This window comes from Nocardia sp. NPDC050406 (genome assembly GCF_044459025.1).
Taxonomy (GTDB): domain Bacteria; phylum Actinomycetota; class Actinomycetes; order Mycobacteriales; family Mycobacteriaceae; genus Nocardia.
In genome coordinates, this window is sequence record NZ_JBITIM010000003.1 from 735,262 (window position 1) to 751,656 (window position 16,395).

General features: G+C 66.7%; 16 protein-coding genes. 3 read left to right on the forward strand and 13 right to left on the reverse strand.

Features of this window, described 5'->3' with window-relative positions:
* Positions 1–38: 38 nt before the first annotated feature.
* The 12 genes from ACIBH2_RS26770 to ACIBH2_RS26825 form a co-directional block, all read right to left on the reverse strand.
* A complete protein-coding gene (locus ACIBH2_RS26770) occupies positions 39–539 on the reverse strand; it encodes a h domain protein (protein ID WP_397122243.1) in 501 nt (166 codons plus the stop codon).
* Entirely contained in the window at positions 536–1,420 is an 885-nt protein-coding gene (locus ACIBH2_RS26775) for a hypothetical protein (protein WP_397122245.1), read from the reverse strand. The genes ACIBH2_RS26770 and ACIBH2_RS26775 overlap by 4 nt, the downstream gene beginning before the upstream one ends.
* Positions 1,417–2,835 carry an MCE family protein gene (locus ACIBH2_RS26780; protein WP_397122247.1) on the reverse strand — a complete coding sequence of 473 codons (1,419 nt, stop codon included), beginning with the start codon at positions 2,833–2,835 and terminating at the stop codon, positions 1,417–1,419. The genes ACIBH2_RS26775 and ACIBH2_RS26780 overlap by 4 nt, the downstream gene beginning before the upstream one ends.
* Positions 2,832–4,052 carry an MCE family protein gene (locus ACIBH2_RS26785; protein ID WP_397122249.1) on the reverse strand — a complete coding sequence of 407 codons (1,221 nt, stop codon included), beginning with the start codon at positions 4,050–4,052 and terminating at the stop codon, positions 2,832–2,834. The genes ACIBH2_RS26780 and ACIBH2_RS26785 overlap by 4 nt, the downstream gene beginning before the upstream one ends.
* Complete coding sequence (locus ACIBH2_RS26790; RefSeq protein WP_397122251.1) at positions 4,052–5,311, reverse strand: MCE family protein; 1,260 nt, start codon at positions 5,309–5,311, stop codon at positions 4,052–4,054. Before ACIBH2_RS26790 ends, ACIBH2_RS26785 begins: the two co-directional genes overlap by 1 nt.
* The gene (locus tag ACIBH2_RS26795; RefSeq protein ID WP_397122253.1) at positions 5,308–6,381 is read right to left on the reverse strand and encodes an MCE family protein; all 1,074 of its coding nucleotides are present in this window, start codon (positions 6,379–6,381) and stop codon (positions 5,308–5,310) included. Before ACIBH2_RS26795 ends, ACIBH2_RS26790 begins: the two co-directional genes overlap by 4 nt.
* On the reverse strand, positions 6,378–7,406 hold the full coding sequence (locus ACIBH2_RS26800) for a virulence factor Mce family protein (RefSeq protein WP_397122255.1): 1,029 nt from the start codon (positions 7,404–7,406) through the stop codon (positions 6,378–6,380). Before ACIBH2_RS26800 ends, ACIBH2_RS26795 begins: the two co-directional genes overlap by 4 nt.
* Complete coding sequence (locus ACIBH2_RS26805; RefSeq protein ID WP_397123032.1) at positions 7,406–8,533, reverse strand: MCE family protein; 1,128 nt, start codon at positions 8,531–8,533, stop codon at positions 7,406–7,408. The genes ACIBH2_RS26800 and ACIBH2_RS26805 overlap by 1 nt, the downstream gene beginning before the upstream one ends.
* A 121-nt stretch (positions 8,534–8,654) precedes the next feature.
* Positions 8,655–9,506: an MlaE family ABC transporter permease gene (locus tag ACIBH2_RS26810; RefSeq protein WP_397122257.1), complete on the reverse strand. Its 852-nt coding sequence runs from the start codon at positions 9,504–9,506 to the stop codon at positions 8,655–8,657.
* A 4-nt stretch (positions 9,507–9,510) separates the two neighbouring features.
* On the reverse strand, positions 9,511–10,275 hold the full coding sequence (locus ACIBH2_RS26815; protein WP_397122259.1) for an MlaE family ABC transporter permease: 765 nt from the start codon (positions 10,273–10,275) through the stop codon (positions 9,511–9,513).
* 293 nt (positions 10,276–10,568) lie between these two features.
* Entirely contained in the window at positions 10,569–11,471 is a 903-nt protein-coding gene (locus ACIBH2_RS26820) for a 3-oxoacyl-ACP reductase (protein ID WP_397122261.1), read from the reverse strand.
* Positions 11,472–11,516: 45 nt separating this feature from the next.
* Entirely contained in the window at positions 11,517–11,705 is a 189-nt protein-coding gene (locus ACIBH2_RS26825) for a ferredoxin (protein WP_397122263.1), read from the reverse strand.
* Between the two features lie 154 nt (positions 11,706–11,859).
* Between ACIBH2_RS26825 and ACIBH2_RS26830 the strand changes: the two genes are divergently transcribed.
* From ACIBH2_RS26830 to ACIBH2_RS26840, 3 genes are all read left to right on the forward strand, one after another.
* Positions 11,860–13,053 (forward strand): acyl-CoA dehydrogenase family protein, encoded by a 1,194-nt coding sequence (locus ACIBH2_RS26830; protein WP_397122265.1) that lies wholly within the window; start codon positions 11,860–11,862, stop codon positions 13,051–13,053.
* 23 nt (positions 13,054–13,076) lie between these two features.
* The gene (locus ACIBH2_RS26835; protein ID WP_397122267.1) at positions 13,077–14,204 is read left to right on the forward strand and encodes an acyl-CoA dehydrogenase family protein; all 1,128 of its coding nucleotides are present in this window, start codon (positions 13,077–13,079) and stop codon (positions 14,202–14,204) included.
* Between the two features lie 134 nt (positions 14,205–14,338).
* Positions 14,339–14,758, forward strand: coding sequence for a VOC family protein (locus tag ACIBH2_RS26840; RefSeq protein ID WP_397122269.1), 420 nt, complete (start codon positions 14,339–14,341; stop codon positions 14,756–14,758).
* Positions 14,759–14,833: 75 nt separating this feature from the next.
* Here the strand turns inward: ACIBH2_RS26840 and ACIBH2_RS26845 are convergent, their stop codons facing one another.
* Positions 14,834–16,252, reverse strand: a complete 1,419-nt coding sequence (locus tag ACIBH2_RS26845; RefSeq protein ID WP_397122271.1) for an MFS transporter — start codon at positions 16,250–16,252, stop codon at positions 14,834–14,836.
* Between the last annotated feature and the right edge of the window lie 143 nt (positions 16,253–16,395).

The window sequence follows — 16,395 nt, forward strand, 5'->3', positions numbered from 1 at the left end:
TGTCCTGAGTCCTAGGGTCTTTCGATAACCCCAGAACTCTAGATCGGGTCTACGTCGGCCACCAGCCAGCGACCGTCCTCGTGGTCCAACTTCACCCGCAGGCGGCTGGCATCGACGGTGCCCTTGGCCGGATCCTTGCCGGTGCTCTTCTGATTCAGGAAGACCATCACCTCGACGTGGTCGGCGTCGGCCTTGATCACGCCGCTGCCCACCACCGTGGCCTGGACGACCAGCTCCTTCTCCTTCGCGCCGGGCGCGAGGACGGTGTCGGTGACCTTCTTCCAGTCTTCCTTGAAGTCCGGGGTCATATTCTCCGAGACCTTGGCCATCTGGTCGTCGATGGTCTTGAAGTTGTAGCCGAACATGGCCTCGGTGGCGCTGCGGGCCACGGCGAGCGCGTCCTCGCGGGCGGCATCGACCTGGCGGTCCTGCCAGTAGCCGTAGCCCACCCAGGTGCCGACGACGAGGGTGGCGACGAGCAGTACGCCGGTGCCCGCCAGAATCAGCAGGTCACGGGTTTTCGCGGCGGCCTTGCTCATATCACCATCTCCATCTGCGTTGCGGCCAAACCCTTCTCGGTGTGGGCGATGGTCACGCGGAAGCGGAACTGGCGCTGCTGCGGACCTTCGGCCCCGGCATTGGTGAGGGTCTGCTTGACGGCGACGAGCACGATGGCGGTGTTGTCGTCGGAGCTCTCGATGGCGGCCTCGACGACCTCGCCCTGGGCCTTCACCTCGGCCTTCTGCACGATTCCGGCGTAATCGTCCTTGCGCTGCTCGTACTCGGCGGCGAGGTCGCCGGAGGTCACCTCCAGCACCCGCTTGATGTCCTCGGAGGCGGTATCGGCGCTGATATTGGTGATGTTCAGCATGGCCTGCTTGGCGGTCTGGACGTAGTCCGCGCGCAGGGCGTCCTGGGCGGACGCCTCACTGCGCAGGTGCATGACCCAGGCGCTGGCGGCCACGACGGCGACGGCGAGCACCACGGCCACCGCGGAGAGAACGCGCTCCCAGCTGAAGCGCCTGCCCGCCGAAGCGGCTGCGGGCGCTTCGGATTCGGCGTTCGACTCGGTGGCGGACTGTTCGGGCGTGATGCCCTCGGTGGTGTGAACGACCTCGACGACCTCGGTCGGCTCGGGCTCGGTGACGGGCGGCTGCGGAATGCGCTCGGTGGCGGTCTCCTCGGCCGTCTCGTCCCGGGCGGCCGTCTTGTCGACCTCGACGGCCTTCCCGCTCGGCGCGGCCGACGGTTTCTCGAGCGACGGTTTCTCGAGCTTGCCCTTCTCGAGCTTTGCCGTCTTGGCCTCGGCCGCAACGGTGGTCTCATACCCCGCTGAGGCGTTCTGCTCCTCCGGCGGCGGGCCTTCCGAGCGCACAGCGCGCCGCCGGGTTCGCTTGTTCACCTCACCGGTGTCACTCATCGAATCTGCTCCTGAACCATCGCTGTCAAACTCGCCGGGACCACCCCGGAGCCGTCCTCCCCGATATTGGCCTGACGATACGTGCGACCGTCGGGTCCGAGAAAAGTACCGGTAAGCGGATCGTACGTCCGCGTCTGCACGGAGGCCGGTTGGGTCTCGGTGGGTGCACCGGCGGCGGGCTCGCCCGACGGCGCGACCGGGTTGGGGTCGCCGAAGGGCGGGTTGTCGCCCAGCGGCTGGTAGCCGTTGGGATCGCGACACATCTCCGGGGTGGGCGCGCGCCGACCCGGATACTCCATACACGGGGTGTTGCGGATACCGCGGACCGCGAACGGCGCGTCCTGCGGAACCTGGCAGTACAGCCCGTCCGGGGTGTCGGGGGCGTCGCGCTCGGCGGCCGAGCGCCGCTGTTCGGGCGCCAGGAAGCCGGTGGTGCAGCCCTGCGGATCATTCACGCTGACCATGAAGTCGACCATCGCGCCGTACTCCAGCGGACCGCCGAAGGCGACCGTCAGCAGCGCGGCGACCAGCGGCGGGAAGACCACCAGCAATTGCTCGATACCGGCGTTGTAGACGTAGCTGACCTGGCCGACGCTGGCGAGATTGCGGGCCAGCAGCGGCAAGGTCGGCTTCATGTCCTGGAAGAGCTGGGTGGCGCTGGTGGCGGCGCCGGGCGTCTTGGCCAGCACATTGCGCAGCGCCGGATCGTGTTCGCGCAGTTGGTCGGTGAGGGTGGCCAGATCCTGGGTCCACGACCGGATGGCGGCGTCGGATTCGATCTGGGTGTCGAGCAGCGGGCCGATCTTCTCGATCAGATCCTTGGTCGCACCGGTGTTGTTCTTGGCCTCCTGGATGAGTAGCGACGCGGAGTCCAGGAACCGCTGCAGTTCGGGGCCGGAGCCGTCGAAGGCCTTGAACGCGTCGTCGATGACCTGGCGCAGTTTGGTGTCGGCCACGCTGTTGAGCAGCCGGTCGGTCTGGTCGAGCAGCGTGCCGACATCCTGCGGGAGCTTGGTGCGCTCGACCGGGACCACCGAACCGTCGGACAGGTTGCCGCCCTTGGGATTCTCGGCCGGAACCAGGTCCACGTACTGCTCGCCGACCGCGGAGACGCTGCGCACCCAGGCATCGACATCCGAGGGGATCTTGAAGTCGCTGTCGATGGACAGTTCGGCGTCCACCCCCTTGGGCGTGAGCCGAACCTCCTTCACCTTGCCGACATTGGTGCCGCGATAGGACACATTGGCGCTCTCGTAGAGCCCGCCGGTGGCGGCCAACTGCACCGTCACGTCGTAGCGCCCGATGCCGAACATGGCGGGCAGCTGCACGTACTGGCCGCCCATGACCGCGATGCCGATAACGGTCAGCACCGTGAAGATGGCCAGCTGAATCTTGACGAAGCGGGTGAGCTTCACTGTCCACTCCCTTGCGGCACGGTGAGACCCGGAATGGCCGGGAGCCCCGGAATCGACGGCAGCCCAGGAATACTCGGCTCGGGGGCGGGCGTCTGCGGCTGGTTCAGCGGAGCCGTCTTGGGATCGACGGGAGCGCCGGGGGTGCCGCCGAGCTGCCCCAGCGCACCCTCGATACCGGCCAGGCGCGGACCGAACGGGGTACCGGTGAGGAAGTTCTTGGACAGTCGCGCGGCGGTGATGTCGTAGGTGATCTTCACATTCAGGTAGTCGCCGCGCACCGCGCCGTCCATATCGTGCATGGAGAACGGGAAGGTGAGCAACATACCCAGTGCCGCACTGAGATTGGTGCCGGTATTGGCGATCTCCTCCAGCAGAGGCCAGAGATTCGCGAGGTCGGCGGTGAGGTTGTCGCCGCCGTTGTCGACGATGCGCGACACCACATCGCTGAGTCCGCCGAGCGCGCTGAGCGCGCCGGTGATGTGCTCGCGGCGGTCGGCGAGCACGGTCAGCGCGGGGTGGATGTTCTCGATGGCCGAGGCCACCTGATCCTGCTGCTGCACCAGGATTCCGGAGAACCGGTCGAGCCCGCCCATGGCCGCGATGATGTCGGTGGTCTGCGCGTCCAGGGTGCCGATGAGCGAATTCAACTGCGGCAACAGATCCCGAATGGCGTCGGTATTGCCGCTCAGCGCGGTGTTCAGCTCCTTGGTGATGGTCTCGAGCTGGCTGATGCCGCCGCCATTGAGGACCACAGACAGCGAGGACAGCGTCTGCTCGGTGGTCGGGTAGGCACCCGCCCGCTCCAGCGGAATGACATCTCCGGCCTTTAATTGCCCTTGTGCCGCAACGTCTGTCGGCGCGGCCAGCTCCAGGTGATTGCTGCCGAGGAGGCTGGTCTGCCCGATCTTGGCGGTGGCGTTGGCGGGCAGCTGCACACCCGGCTCGAGGCTCACGGTGACCAGCGCGTGCCAGCCCTCCACCTCGATTCCGGTGACCGAGCCGACCGCGACGTCGTTGACGCGCACCGGCGAATTGCGGGTCAGCGTCGTGACATTCGGCATCTGGATCTTGATCTCCCAGGCGCCCTCACCGGTGCCCTCGGCACCCGGCATCGGCAGCGAGTTCAACCCGTCCCACTGACATCCGGTGGCTCCCAAGGCGATCGCGATACCGATCGCCAGGCCCGCCATCCGTTTACGGCCAACGAGAGTTCCCATCAGTTGCCTCCCGGAAGAGCCAATTCGGCGAGACTGCCGGGCACGGTGACCTCCGCGCCCTGCGGCCCCGATCCGGCCTGGGCGGCCACCTCGGGCGTGCTGTACACCAGCTGCTCCGGGTGGGCGGTCGCATTGGTCGGCGTGCTGAGCATGAACGGCGGGTAGTTCATGGCCAGGTTGTTCATCGCCGGGCCGAGCACCTGGGCGCACAGGTCCGCGCTCTTGTCGGAGTCGTTGGTCTCCAACGCCTCGACCGAGCCGCACAGGAAGCTGATCGGGTCGGCGAAGTTGGTGAGCACCGGGTAACCGGTCAACGAGCCCTGCGCGGGCTTGTAGAGCTGATAGAAGTTGACCAGCGCGGTGGGACCGGAGTGCAGGACCCGCTCCAGTTCCGGCCGCTTGTCCACCAGCAGCTGGGTGACGTCGGCCATGCGGTCCACGCCCTCGGTCAGCGCGCCGCCGCGAGATTCGATGAAGCGCTGCACATCCGCGACCGCGCTGTCCAGATTCTCCAGTCCCGCACCGAGATCGGTGGAGACACCGGCCAGCACCGAGGAGACCGAGGCGAGCCGCCCGCCGAACTGCACGATCTGGTCGTTGCTCTTGGAGAGCACGTCCACGAACTGCTGCAGATTGCGAATGGTGGCGAACAGGTCGGTGCGCCCGTCCGACAGGGTGTTCAGCGCGCCGGACAGTTCCCGCAGGGTGTTGCGGAAGGCCTCGCCATTGCCGTCCAGGTTGGCGGCGGCGGTGTCGACGAAGCGCCCGAAGGAGCCCTGCTCGTCATTGCCGACGGGGCCGAGAGTCGTTGCCAGCTTGGACAGTTCGGCCTTGATGTCGTCCCACTCCACCGGAATGGCGGTGCGCTCGATGGGAATGGTCCCGCCATCGGAGAGCTTCTCCCCGCCGGTGTAGGCGGGGGCCAGCTGGACGAAGCGCGCCGACACCAGCGACGGCGAGACGATCACGGCCTTGGCGTCGGCGGGCAGGTCCACCCCGCGGTCGATGGTCATCTTCACCGTGACCTGGTCCTTGCCCGGGTCGACGGCGTCGATGGTGCCCACCCGCACCCCGAGCACGCGCACCTGGTCACCGGCGTAGAGACCGCTGGTGGCCGGGAAGTGCGCGGTGATCTGGGTGGTGCCGATGCGGCTCAGCGACGGGTACGCGAAGTAGCCGACGATGGCGAGCACCGCCACCAGGGCGACGACGAACGCCCAGCGCGGCAGCTTTCCGATGTTGTTCTTCAGTGCGTTCATTTGCCGGGCTCCGTCAGTCCGGGGAAGATGCCGGGCCCACCGGTTGTGCCGTTGTCGAGGTAGGACCTCAGGTCGGCGGGCAGATGCTCGGGCCAGACCAGCGCGTCGACCAGAGGCTGCAGCCCCTTGCTCGTCGCGTTGGAGATGTAGGCCTGGAAGTACGGGCCGCTGCCGACCTGCTCACCCAGCGCGCCCGCGTAGGGGCCGAGGGCGTCGAGCGCGTCGGAGAGATCCTGCTTGTTGCGCTGCAGCAGGTCCAGCACCGAATTCAGTTTGTCCAGCGTGGGTTTCAGCTGTGCCTCGTTGTCGTTGACGAATCCGGTGAGCTGCTGGGCGAGTCCGTTGACGTACTGGATCATCTGGCCGAGCGCGGTGCGGCGGGCATCCAGTTCACCGAGTAGCGCGTTGCCGTCGACGAGCAGGGAGCTGATCTTGGCGGCGCGGTCGGAGAGCACCTTGGTGACGCCCTGGGCCTTGCTGAGCAGATCGGTCAGCGCCTGGTCGCGGGTATTGATACTGCGCGACAGGGCGGTGATGCCGTCCAGGGCGTTGCGCAGCGGCGCGGGGGTGTCGGCGAACGTGGTGGACAGCGCGTCCAGGGTGGTGTTCACCTGCTCCATGTCCAGGCCGTGCACGGTGGTGGCGAGATCGCCCAGCGCGTCGTTGAGCGAGTACGGGGATGCGGTGCGCTCCAGGGGAATCGGCTCGTCCTTGCGCAGATGGCCGCCGCCCTCGGGGGTCACCTCCAGGGATTTGCGCCCCAGCACCGTATTGGTCTTGATGGCGGCGCGGGTCTTGTCCCCCAACGAGATCGAGCTGTCGATGGAGAAGCGCACCAGCACCTTCCCGCCGTCGAGCGAGACCTCCTCGACACGGCCGGTCCGCACTCCCGCCACCTGTACCTGGTCGCCGGGCACCAGTCCACCGGCATCGCCGAAGTACGCGGTGTACTGCAGACCCGAGGCCAGGAACGGCAGCCGGTCGAACTGGAGCGAGGCCAGCGAGATGGTCACGGCCAGCACGATGCCGACAATGCCGTAGTTGATCAGGGGTGAGCGTTCGTCGTTCACTTCGCACACCTTCCGGTGGTCTGCGAGCCGGGCAGCTTGATCAGCAGCGGCTTCCCGTCCGGGCCGTCGACCAGGAAGTCGGTGCCGCACACGTAGATGTTCAGGAACGAACCGTAGGAGCCGATGCGGACCAGTTTCTTGTAGGCCTCCGGCAGGTTCTGAATGATCCACTCGACCTCGCCGGACTGGTCGTCGAGACTCTGGGCGGTGCGCCCGAGCTGCTCGACGGTGTTCTTCAGATCCGGACGGGCCTGCGCGAGCAGATTGGTGAGATCGCCCGTGGCACCGGAGATACGCGGGATGGCGTCGCCGATGGGATCCTTGTCGGCGGCCAAACCGCTGACCAGGCGCTGCAATTCGTCCAAGGTGGTGGCGAACTGCTGATCGCGGTCGTCGATGGTGGTCAGCACCGACTTCAGATTGTCGATCACGCTGCCGATCAAGGCATCTCGCTCCGCGAGGGTCTTGCCGAAGGAGCCGGAGCTGTTCAGCAGCGACACCAGCGTGCCGCCCTGCCCCTGGAAGATCTGCAGCAGCGCCTCGGTGAGGTCGTTGACCTGCGCCGGATCCAGGCCGCGCAGCAGCGGTTTCATACCGCCGAGCAGCATGTCCAGATCCAGGGCGGGTTTGGTGCGGTCGGTGCCCATGGTCGCGCCCTCGGAGAGCACCTGCGCGGTGCCCGGCCCCTCGAGCAGCTCCATGTATCGGTCACCCACGAGGTTCTCGTAGCGGATGGCGGCGATGGTGCTGCTGTAGAGCCGGTATTTGCGGTCCACGTCGAATTCGACGTGGGCGAGATGGTCCTCGCCCACCTCCACCGAGGTCACCGATCCGACCGGCACGCCCGCGATGCGCACCTTCGCGCCGGGCAGAATGCCCGACGAGCTGGTGAACACCGCGTTGTAGGAGTTCTCGCGGGAGAACCGCGCCTGGCTGAAGACCACCCCGAGCATGCCCAGGATGAGCACCATGACGAGGGTGAACAGCCCGAGCTTGACGGTGACCGCGCGTGGCTTGAACTTCACTACTTCACCCCCGGCAGTCCGGCGAACAGCAGCTGGAAGACGGTGCCCTCACTGGGCTTCGGCGTGGTCTGCGGCTGCCAGACATGGCCCTCCGAGGTATCGGTGACCAGGTAGTTGGCCTTGTCGCCGGGCTGGTAGTCGCCGATGCCCTCACAGTGCGGGCCGCCGGTGGCGTTCACCTTCGGCAGGTCCTCCGGGTACTTGTAGGGCTCACCGGCGGGCATGATGCTCGCGTTCATGGAGACCGCGGGGTAGCGGCCGCCGAAGATCTGGCCGTAGAGCGGCATGAGCGGGCCGAGACCGTTGATGACGCAGCCGACGGCGGAACGGTACTCGTAGAGGGTGTCCGTGGTCGGACGCAGCAGCCGAAGTGCTTCCACCAGAGGCGATTCGGTCTCGTTCAGGATCGGAGTGGCGGTATCGGCCAACCCGATGAGATTGCTCAGCACCGCGTCGAGATCGCCCGCCTGATCGACCAGCGTGGCCCCGGTGACCTGGAGATTGTCGGTGGTGCGCAACAGATCCGGCACGGTGTCGGAGTAGAGCCCGGTCACCTGCGTGGTCTTCTGGAGATCTTCTTGCAAGGTCGGCAGCGAGGGGTTGATCTCGCGCAGGAAGGCGTCGCTGTCGACCAGCAGTTGGTTGATCTTCGCGCCGCGGCCCTCGAGCGCCGAACCCAGCGCCTGCAGTGTGGCATTGAGCTTCTCGGGCTCCACCTTGTTCAGCACATCGTTGAGATGCTGGAAGAGGGTGTTGAATTCGACCGTCACCGCGCTGGCCCGCACCACCGCGCCCGGCTTCATCGATTCGCTCGAAGCGTTCTGCGGGGCAATGAAATTGATGTACTTCGCGCCGAAGACCGTGGTGGAGCGAATATCCACCTCGGCATTGGCGGGCACCATCTTCAACTGGTCGGGATCGAGGGCGAGCACCAACTGCGCGCCGGTGGCGGTGTTCTCGATCGCGGAGACCTTGCCGATCTCCACCCCGCGCAGCTTCACCTTGGCGTCGGGGTCGAGCACCAGGCCGCTGCGCGGCGCGTCGACGGTCACCTTCACGGTGTTCTCGAAGCCACCGGCGAACATGACCAGGCTGAAGGCGAAGACCGCCACTATGCCCAGCACCATGCCGAGTCCGGCCAGTCGGATCACCCACGGTTGTTCGAGAGTCCGCTTGGCTCTTGGTTTCTGGATGCCGCCGTACCCTATCGGGGCCGAGCCGCGTTCTTGCGTGCCAACCATGTCCCGCCTACCCGGAGAGATGGAAATTGCCGGAGGTGCCGTAGATGGCCAGCGAGATCAGCAGTGTCACAGTGACTACCGCGACCAGGGAGGCCCGCACCGCGTTACCCACCGCGACTCCCACACCGACCGGACCGCCCGCGGCGTGGAAGCCGTAGTAGGTGTGGATCGCCATGACCGCCAGGGCCATGAAAATCGCCTGGGCGAACGACCACAGAATGTCGCTGGGAATCAGGAAGGTTTCGAAGTAGTGGTCGTAGACGCCCGCCGATTGGCCGTAGATCACCACTGTCGCGAAGCGACTCGCGATGAAGGAGGCGATGACGGCCAGCGAGTACAGCGGAATGATGGCGAGCATGCCCGCCAGGATCCGGGTGCCGACGAGGAAGGGCACCGGCCGAATGGCCATGACCTCGAGGGCGTCGATTTCCTCGGAGACGCGCATGGCCCCGAGTTGTGCGGTGGTACCCGCGCCCAGTGTCGCCGCCAGTCCGATTCCCGAAATCACCGGCGCCGCAATACGAACGTTGATGAATGCGGCGAAAAATCCGGTGAGCGCCTCGACGCCGATATTGCCGAGCGAACTGTAACCTTGCACGGCGATGGTTCCGCCCGCGGCCAGCGTAAGGAATCCGACAATGACGACGGTTCCACCAATAACAGCGAGTGCGCCTGTGCCCATGGAGATTTCGGCGATCAGCCGAATGGTCTCGGTGCGGTAATGGGTCAATGCCCTCGGCACCGAGGCAATCGACTGCGCGTAGAACACGGCGTGCTTGCCGACGGAGTCGAGACTGTCACCAACTCGCTTGACGCGCTTGGTGACTCGGGGAAACCGGGATTCGATCACGAATGCCATCGAATCACCGCGCCGTGAACTTGATGCCGACCGCGGTGACGACCACGTTGATCACGAACAACGCCATGAAGGCGAAGACGACCGTCTGATTCACCGCGTCGCCCACGCTCTTGGGTCCGCCTTTGACATTCAGGCCGAGGTAACAGGCGACCAGCCCGGCGCAGAGCCCGAACAGCGTGGCCTTGACCTCGGAGATGATGAGCTGCGGGAACTGCGTCAGCAGGGTGATGCCATTGACGAACGCGCCCGGATTGACGTCCTGGAGGAAGACCGAGAACAGGAAGCCGCCGAGGATGCCCACCGTGCTGACGAGGCCGTTGAGCAGCGCCGCCACGAACATGGAGGCGAGTACGCGGGGCACCACGAGCCGCTGGATGGGATCGATGCCGAGCACCCGCATGGCGTCGATCTCCTCGCGAATGGTGCGGGCGCCCAGATCCGCGCAGATGGCGGTGGCTCCCGCACCGGCCACGATGAGCACGGTGACCATGGGCCCGACCTGGGTGATGGAACCGAAGGCCGCGGCCGCGCCGGAGAGGTCGGCCGCGCCGATTTCCCGGAGCAGGATGTTGAGGGTGAACTGCACCAGCACGGTGAACGGAATCGCCACCAACAGCGTCGGCATGATGGAGACCCGGGCGATGAACCAGGCCTGGTCGATGAATTCGCGCCGTTGGAATGGCGGCCGTACCGTCGCGCGGGCGACGCTTCCGGCGAGTTCGAAGAACCCCCCGACCGCCCGCAACGGCACGGCAAGAACGTCGTTCATTCCCGCGTTTCCTCCTGCCCCTGCCTTGCTTTATAGCGCACGAGATCAGAATGTGATCTACGCCCCGTTGGATGATTAGAACATGTTCAGCGCGTCAGCGTAAGCCCTTTGCGGGTTTTGAACTGCTCTTTTTCCGCTCGGGTCTCAAGCGCTCGAGAACTGGTTCACTATGAGATTACCGGCGTGCGAGGAAGCGCCTTGTGAGCCGCCCCACACCGTTGAACCCCATTCCTACCAATAGTTGATCGCGTGATCAACCGGGGGCCTGGGACATAACCTCGGCTACGGCGTTATCAGCCGAGATCCATCAGTGAGGAAGCCGAAAACGTAGCGCCGGAAGGGCGTTCGGCGAAATATTCGCCCAGTGTCGCGGCCAGGCCGTCGACGGTCCATTCACCCTCGGCGTCGAAGCGCCGCTCGACCACCGGAGCGGCCATCAGGGCCACCATCGGGCCGTAGACGACGAAGAGCTGCCCGGTGATCGCGTCGGCCGCCGGGGCGGCCAGATAGGCCACCAGACGGGCGACGTGGTCGGGCGAGAGCGGATCGGGGCCGTCCTCGGGCGCGGCCGAGAAGACCTTCTCGGTCATGGAGGTCCGCGCGCGCGGTGCGATGGCATTGGCGCGCACGCCGAAACGGCCCAGCGCGCGCGAGGCCGAGAGGGTCAGCGCGGTGATACCCGCCTTGGCGGCGCCGTAGTTGGCCTGCCCCTCGGGTCCGAGCAGTCCGGCCTCGGACGAGGTGTTGACGATGCGGCCGTAGACCGGCGCACCGGTCTCCTTGGATTTCGCCCGCCAGTACGCGCCCGCGTTGCGGGTCAAGAGGAAGTGGCCGCGCAGGTGCACCGCGACGACCGCGTCGAAGTCCTCGTCGGACATGTTGAACAGCATGCGGTCTCGGGTGATCCCGGCATTGTTGACCACGATGTCCACGCCGCCGAAGGCCTCCTCGGCCGTGGCGATCAGCGCGTCGGCGGTGGACCGCTCGGCGATACTGCCCGCGACGAACTCCGCCTTCGCGCCCAGTGCCCGGATATCGGCGAGGGTAGCGGCGACGGCATCGTTTTCGGCAAGATCGTTGATCACCACCGAAGCACCGGCGCGGGCCAGAGCCAGGGCTTCCGCCCGCCCCAACCCCGCGCCGCCGCCGGTCACGATCGCAACCCGGCCCGCAAGACTCACATCAGAATCGCTCACCGGGCCGACTTTAGAACGTGTTACACCTTGCTAGCAAGGCCCGCCTCAGATGAGCTTCAAGGCCGCCTTCGGGCACTGCGCGACAGCCGTGCGGACATCGTCCTCGTCCGCGGCCGCCACCTCGGCGGCGGTGATGTGCAGAACGTCTTCGTCATCGAGATCGAACACGTCGGGGGCGATTCCGACACAGATGCCGTTCGCTTCGCACTGGTCGAGATCGACAGTCACCTTCATAGCCAACTCCTTTGCCACAGCTACGGGGCGAGCCTAACAAGACGGCACCCGCAGGGATAGCCGATAGGCCGGTTTCGAGGGCCGATACTGGAACATGTTTCAGTACTTGTGTAATGATCGGCTGAACGCTGGAAAGAAGGCATGAGGTAGCACTATGCGCATTGCGTATACGCCGGAGCAGGAACAGCTGCGCGCCGAGCTGCGCGAATACTTCGCTCGGCTGATCACCCCGGAACGCCGCGAGGCCCTCTCGGCGCAGACCGGGGAGTACGGCCAGGGCAATGTCTATCGCGAGGTCGTCGCCGAGATGGGTCGCGACGGCTGGCTCGCGCTGGGCTGGCCCAAGGAGTACGGCGGGCAGGACCGCTCGACCATGGATCAGCTGATCTTCACCGACGAGGCCGCCATCGCGGGTGCGCCGGTGCCGTTCCTGACCATCAACTCGGTCGCGCCGACGATCATGCACTACGGCACCGAGGCGCAGAAGAAGTTCTTCCTGCCCAAGATCGCCGCGGGGGAACTGCACTTCGCCATCGGCTACTCCGAGCCCGGCGCGGGTACCGACCTCGCCTCGCTGCGCACCTCCGCCGTGCGCGACGGCGACGAATGGATCGTCAACGGCCAGAAGATGTGGACCAGCCTCATCGCCTACGCCGACTACGTCTGGCTGGCCGCGCGCACCGACCCGAATGCCAAGAAGCACAAGGGCATTTCGATGTTCATCATGCCGACCACGGCCGAGGGCTTCTCGTGGACGCCCGTGCACACCATGGCGGGCCCGGACACCAGCGCCACCTACTACCAGGACGTGCGGATTCCGCACGAGAACATGGTCGGCCCGGAGAACGGCGGCTGGTCGCTGGTCACCAACCAGCTCAATCACGAGCGCGTGGCGCTGACCTCGGCGGCCCCGCTGGCCCTGGCGGTGCGCCAGACCACCGAGTGGGCGCGGGAAACCAAGAACTCCAACGGTTCCCGGATCATCGACGACGAGTGGGTGCAGATCAACCTGGCGCGCGTGCACGCCAAGGTGGAGTACCTGAAGCTGCTGAATTGGGAGATCGCCTCCCGGGCCGACGCGGGTGGGGATGCCGCGCCGAGGCCGTGGGACGCCTCCACCTGCAAGGTGTACGGCACCGAACTGGCCACCGAGGCCTACCGCCTGCTCATGGAGGTCCTCGGCCCGCAGGCCTACCTGCGCCAGGACTCCCCCGGCGCGCAGCTGCGCGGCCGACTCGAGCGCATGCACCGCGCCTGCCTGATCCTGACCTTCGGCGGCGGCACCAACGAGGTGCAGCGCGACATCATCGCCATGACCGCCCTGAAGCAGCCCCCCGCTACGCGCTGAGTATCGAAAGCAAGGTACCTCCCATGGATTTCACCCTGACCGAAGCGCAGCAGGATCTGGCCCGCCTCACCGCCGAGGTGACCGGCAAGCTCGTCACCGCCGACAAACTGCGCGAACTCGACCGCAATACCGATGCCGAGGGAAATGCCACGGTGCGTTTCGACGCGGCGCTGTGGAACTCGCTCGCCGAGACCGGCGTCCTGGCCGCCGCGCTCCCGGATGCGGTGGGCGGCAGCGATTTCGGCGTGCTGGAGCAGACCGCCATCCTGCGTGAACTCGGCAAGTCCGTGGCGGCCGTGCCCTACCTGCCCTCGATCGTGCTCGGCGCGGGCGCGCTGGCCCGCTTCGGCTCCGAGGCCCAGCGCGAGCTGGCCGCCGAGGCCGCCACCGGCGAGGCCATCCTCACCGTGGCACTGTCCGAGGAACGCAATTGGGAACCGGCCAAGCCGGTCACCACGGCCGACGAGGACGGCGTCTGGCGGCTGTCCGGGGTCAAGATCGCCGTGCCCTACGCTCGCCAGGCCACCCGAATCCTGGTGCCCGCCAGCGTCTCCGGCGTCGCCGCCGTCTTCCTGGTGGACCCGTCGGATGCCGCCGTGCGCATCAAGGACCAGCTGGTCACCGACCGCTCCCCCGAGGCCGAGGTCGAATTGGCCGGGGCCCCGGCGGAATTGGTCGGCACCCTCGAGCAGGGCTCGGAGATTCTCACCTGGCTGTTGCGGCGCGCCTGGCTCGGCCTGGCCGCCCAACAGCTGGGCACCCTCGAGCGCGGCCTCGAACTGGTCGCCGACTACGCGCGCGAACGCGAACAGTTCAACCGCAAGATCGGCAGCTTCCAGGCCGTAGCCCAGCGCCTCGCCGATGCCTACATCGATCTGCAGGGTGTGCGCCTGGCCGTGCAGCAGGCCGCCTGGCGGCTCGCCGAGGACCTGGACGCCGAGGCCGAGATCCACACCGCCAAGTTCTGGGCGGCCGAGGCGGGCCACCGCATCGCCCACACCGTCGTCCACGTACACGGCGGCGTCGGCATCGACCGCGACCACATCGTGAACCAGTACTTCACCGCGGCCAAGCACAACGAGTTCGCGCTCGGCGGCGCGACCGACCACCTGCGCGCGCTCGGCGGAATCCTCGCCGATACGCATAGCTGAGCTCGCACGACAATGGGGCGGCGGCACGGTCTTCGTGCCGCCGCCCCATTGTCGTTTTCCGGGGCACCGATGAGTTTCCGACGCCCGGTTCGTCCTTACCTGTGACAAGCAACGTGCGCTGAAAGGAACCGGCCATGCCCAGCAAAATGATCTTCATCAACCTTCCCGTCGCCGACCTGGGACGGTCCATGAAGTTCTACGAGGCCTTGGGATGGAAGGTGAACCCGGACTTCACCGACAACAACGCCGCCTGCATCGTGGTGGACGACAATATCTGCCTGATGCTGCTGACCAAGGACTTCTTCACGACCTTCAGCAAGCGCACCATCGCCGACACCGTCGGCACCGTCTCGGCCGCGTACGCGCTCTCGCTGGGCAGCGCCGACGAGGTGGATACCTTGGTACAGACCGCCATTCGCGCCGGGGGCACCGAGGAGGCGGATGACAGCCGCCGCGCCGAGGAGGCCGAGGCCGGAATGTACGGGCGCACCTTCCTGGATCCGGACGGGCACCAGTGGGAGCCCTTCTACATGGATTACCCGGGCGCTTCCTGAGCCACGACACGTGAAACGGCCCGCCGAATCTCGGCGGGCCGTTCGCATTCGCGCATTCGAGGGGGACAGAACGGGTCAGATTCCAGCGGTCACCTCCGTACGGGCGGGCTTGCGGAAGGTCGCCAGGGCGATCCCGGCCGCCGCGAGCGCGATGACCGCGGCCGCCACGAAGGAGGCCGAGAAGCCTTGCGCCAGCTCGGTTTTGTCACCCAGCTCCTCCGCACCGGCGGCCGAGGCGATGGCGGTGACCACGGCCAACCCGAGGGCGGAGCCGATCTGGTAGCCGGTGTTCACGATGCCCGAGGCGAGGCCGCCCTCCTCGGGAGCCGCCGCGGAGATGGCGGTCTGCAGCGTGGGAATGAAGGCCAGCGACATACCCAGGGCCGCCACCAGCGAGCCGGGCAGGACGTCGACCCAGAAGTTCCCGTCGGCGCGGACGAACGACAGCCAGCCGAGTCCGGCGGCCAGCACGACCAGACCGGTGACGGTCATGGTCCGAGCCCCGAAGCGGGCGAACAACTTCGGCGACAGCGCGACCATGCCGACCATGATGAGCGCGGTCATGGGCAGCAGCGCCGCACCCGACGGGAAGGCGGAGTAGCCGAGCACCTGTTGCAGGTACAGGTTGAGGAAGAACCACATGGGCACCCACGCCGCACCCAGCAGCACCTGTGCGAGATTGGCGGCCCCCAGATCCGGAGCCCGGAAGATGGCCAGCGGCATGAGCGGTTCCCTACGCCGCGCCTGGATGGCGACGAAGGCGGCCAGCAGTGCGGCGGCGACGGCCAGGATCACCCAGGTCGATACGGCGGCCCACTCGGCCCGCACCACCGCGAAGACGGCGGCTCCCAGTCCGAGCGTGGCGGTCAGGGCACCGAGGATGTCGACCGAGCCGTGCGGAGCCATCGCGCCGTCCGGCAGCAGGGCGGGCGCGGCGACGAGCGCGATCAGCGCGAGCGGGATATTGATATAGAAAACCCAAGGCCACGAAGCGTATTCGGTGATCAGCCCGCCCAGGAACACACCCGCGGTGCCGCCCGCCGGAGCCGCCGCGCCGTAGACGGCGAACGCCTTGGTGAGCTCCTTCGGATTACTGCCGAAGATCATCATGAGCAGCGTCAGCGCCGAGGGCGCGATCAGCGCGGCGCCCGCGCCCTGCACCCCGCGGCCGATGAGCTCCACGGCGGCATTGGAGGCGAGTCCGGCTGCCAGCGAACCGATTCCGAGGATCACCCATCCGGCCTGGAAGACCCGGCGCGCCCCGAGGATGTCGGAGAGCTTGCCGCCCAGCAGCAACAGCCCGCCGAACACCACGACGTAGGCATTGAAGACCCAGGACAGATTCTCCTGTGAGAAACCAAGGGACTCCTGCATTTTCGGCAGCGCGACGCCGATGATCGAGGTGTCCATGATGACCATGAACTGCGCGAGGGCGATGAGCCCCAACGCGACCCAGCGCCGCGACGACGGCGGGGCCGATAGCTGTGTGGACATTGGAATTCACTCCCTGAGGACTAGCGGGACTCCCGTTGGGGGCCCGGAATGTTCCGACGGGATAGATATACCCATGGGGGGTATGCAGAAGATAGACCTCCGACACGTGATCAATCTCATACCCCCGTGGGGTATGAAGACAG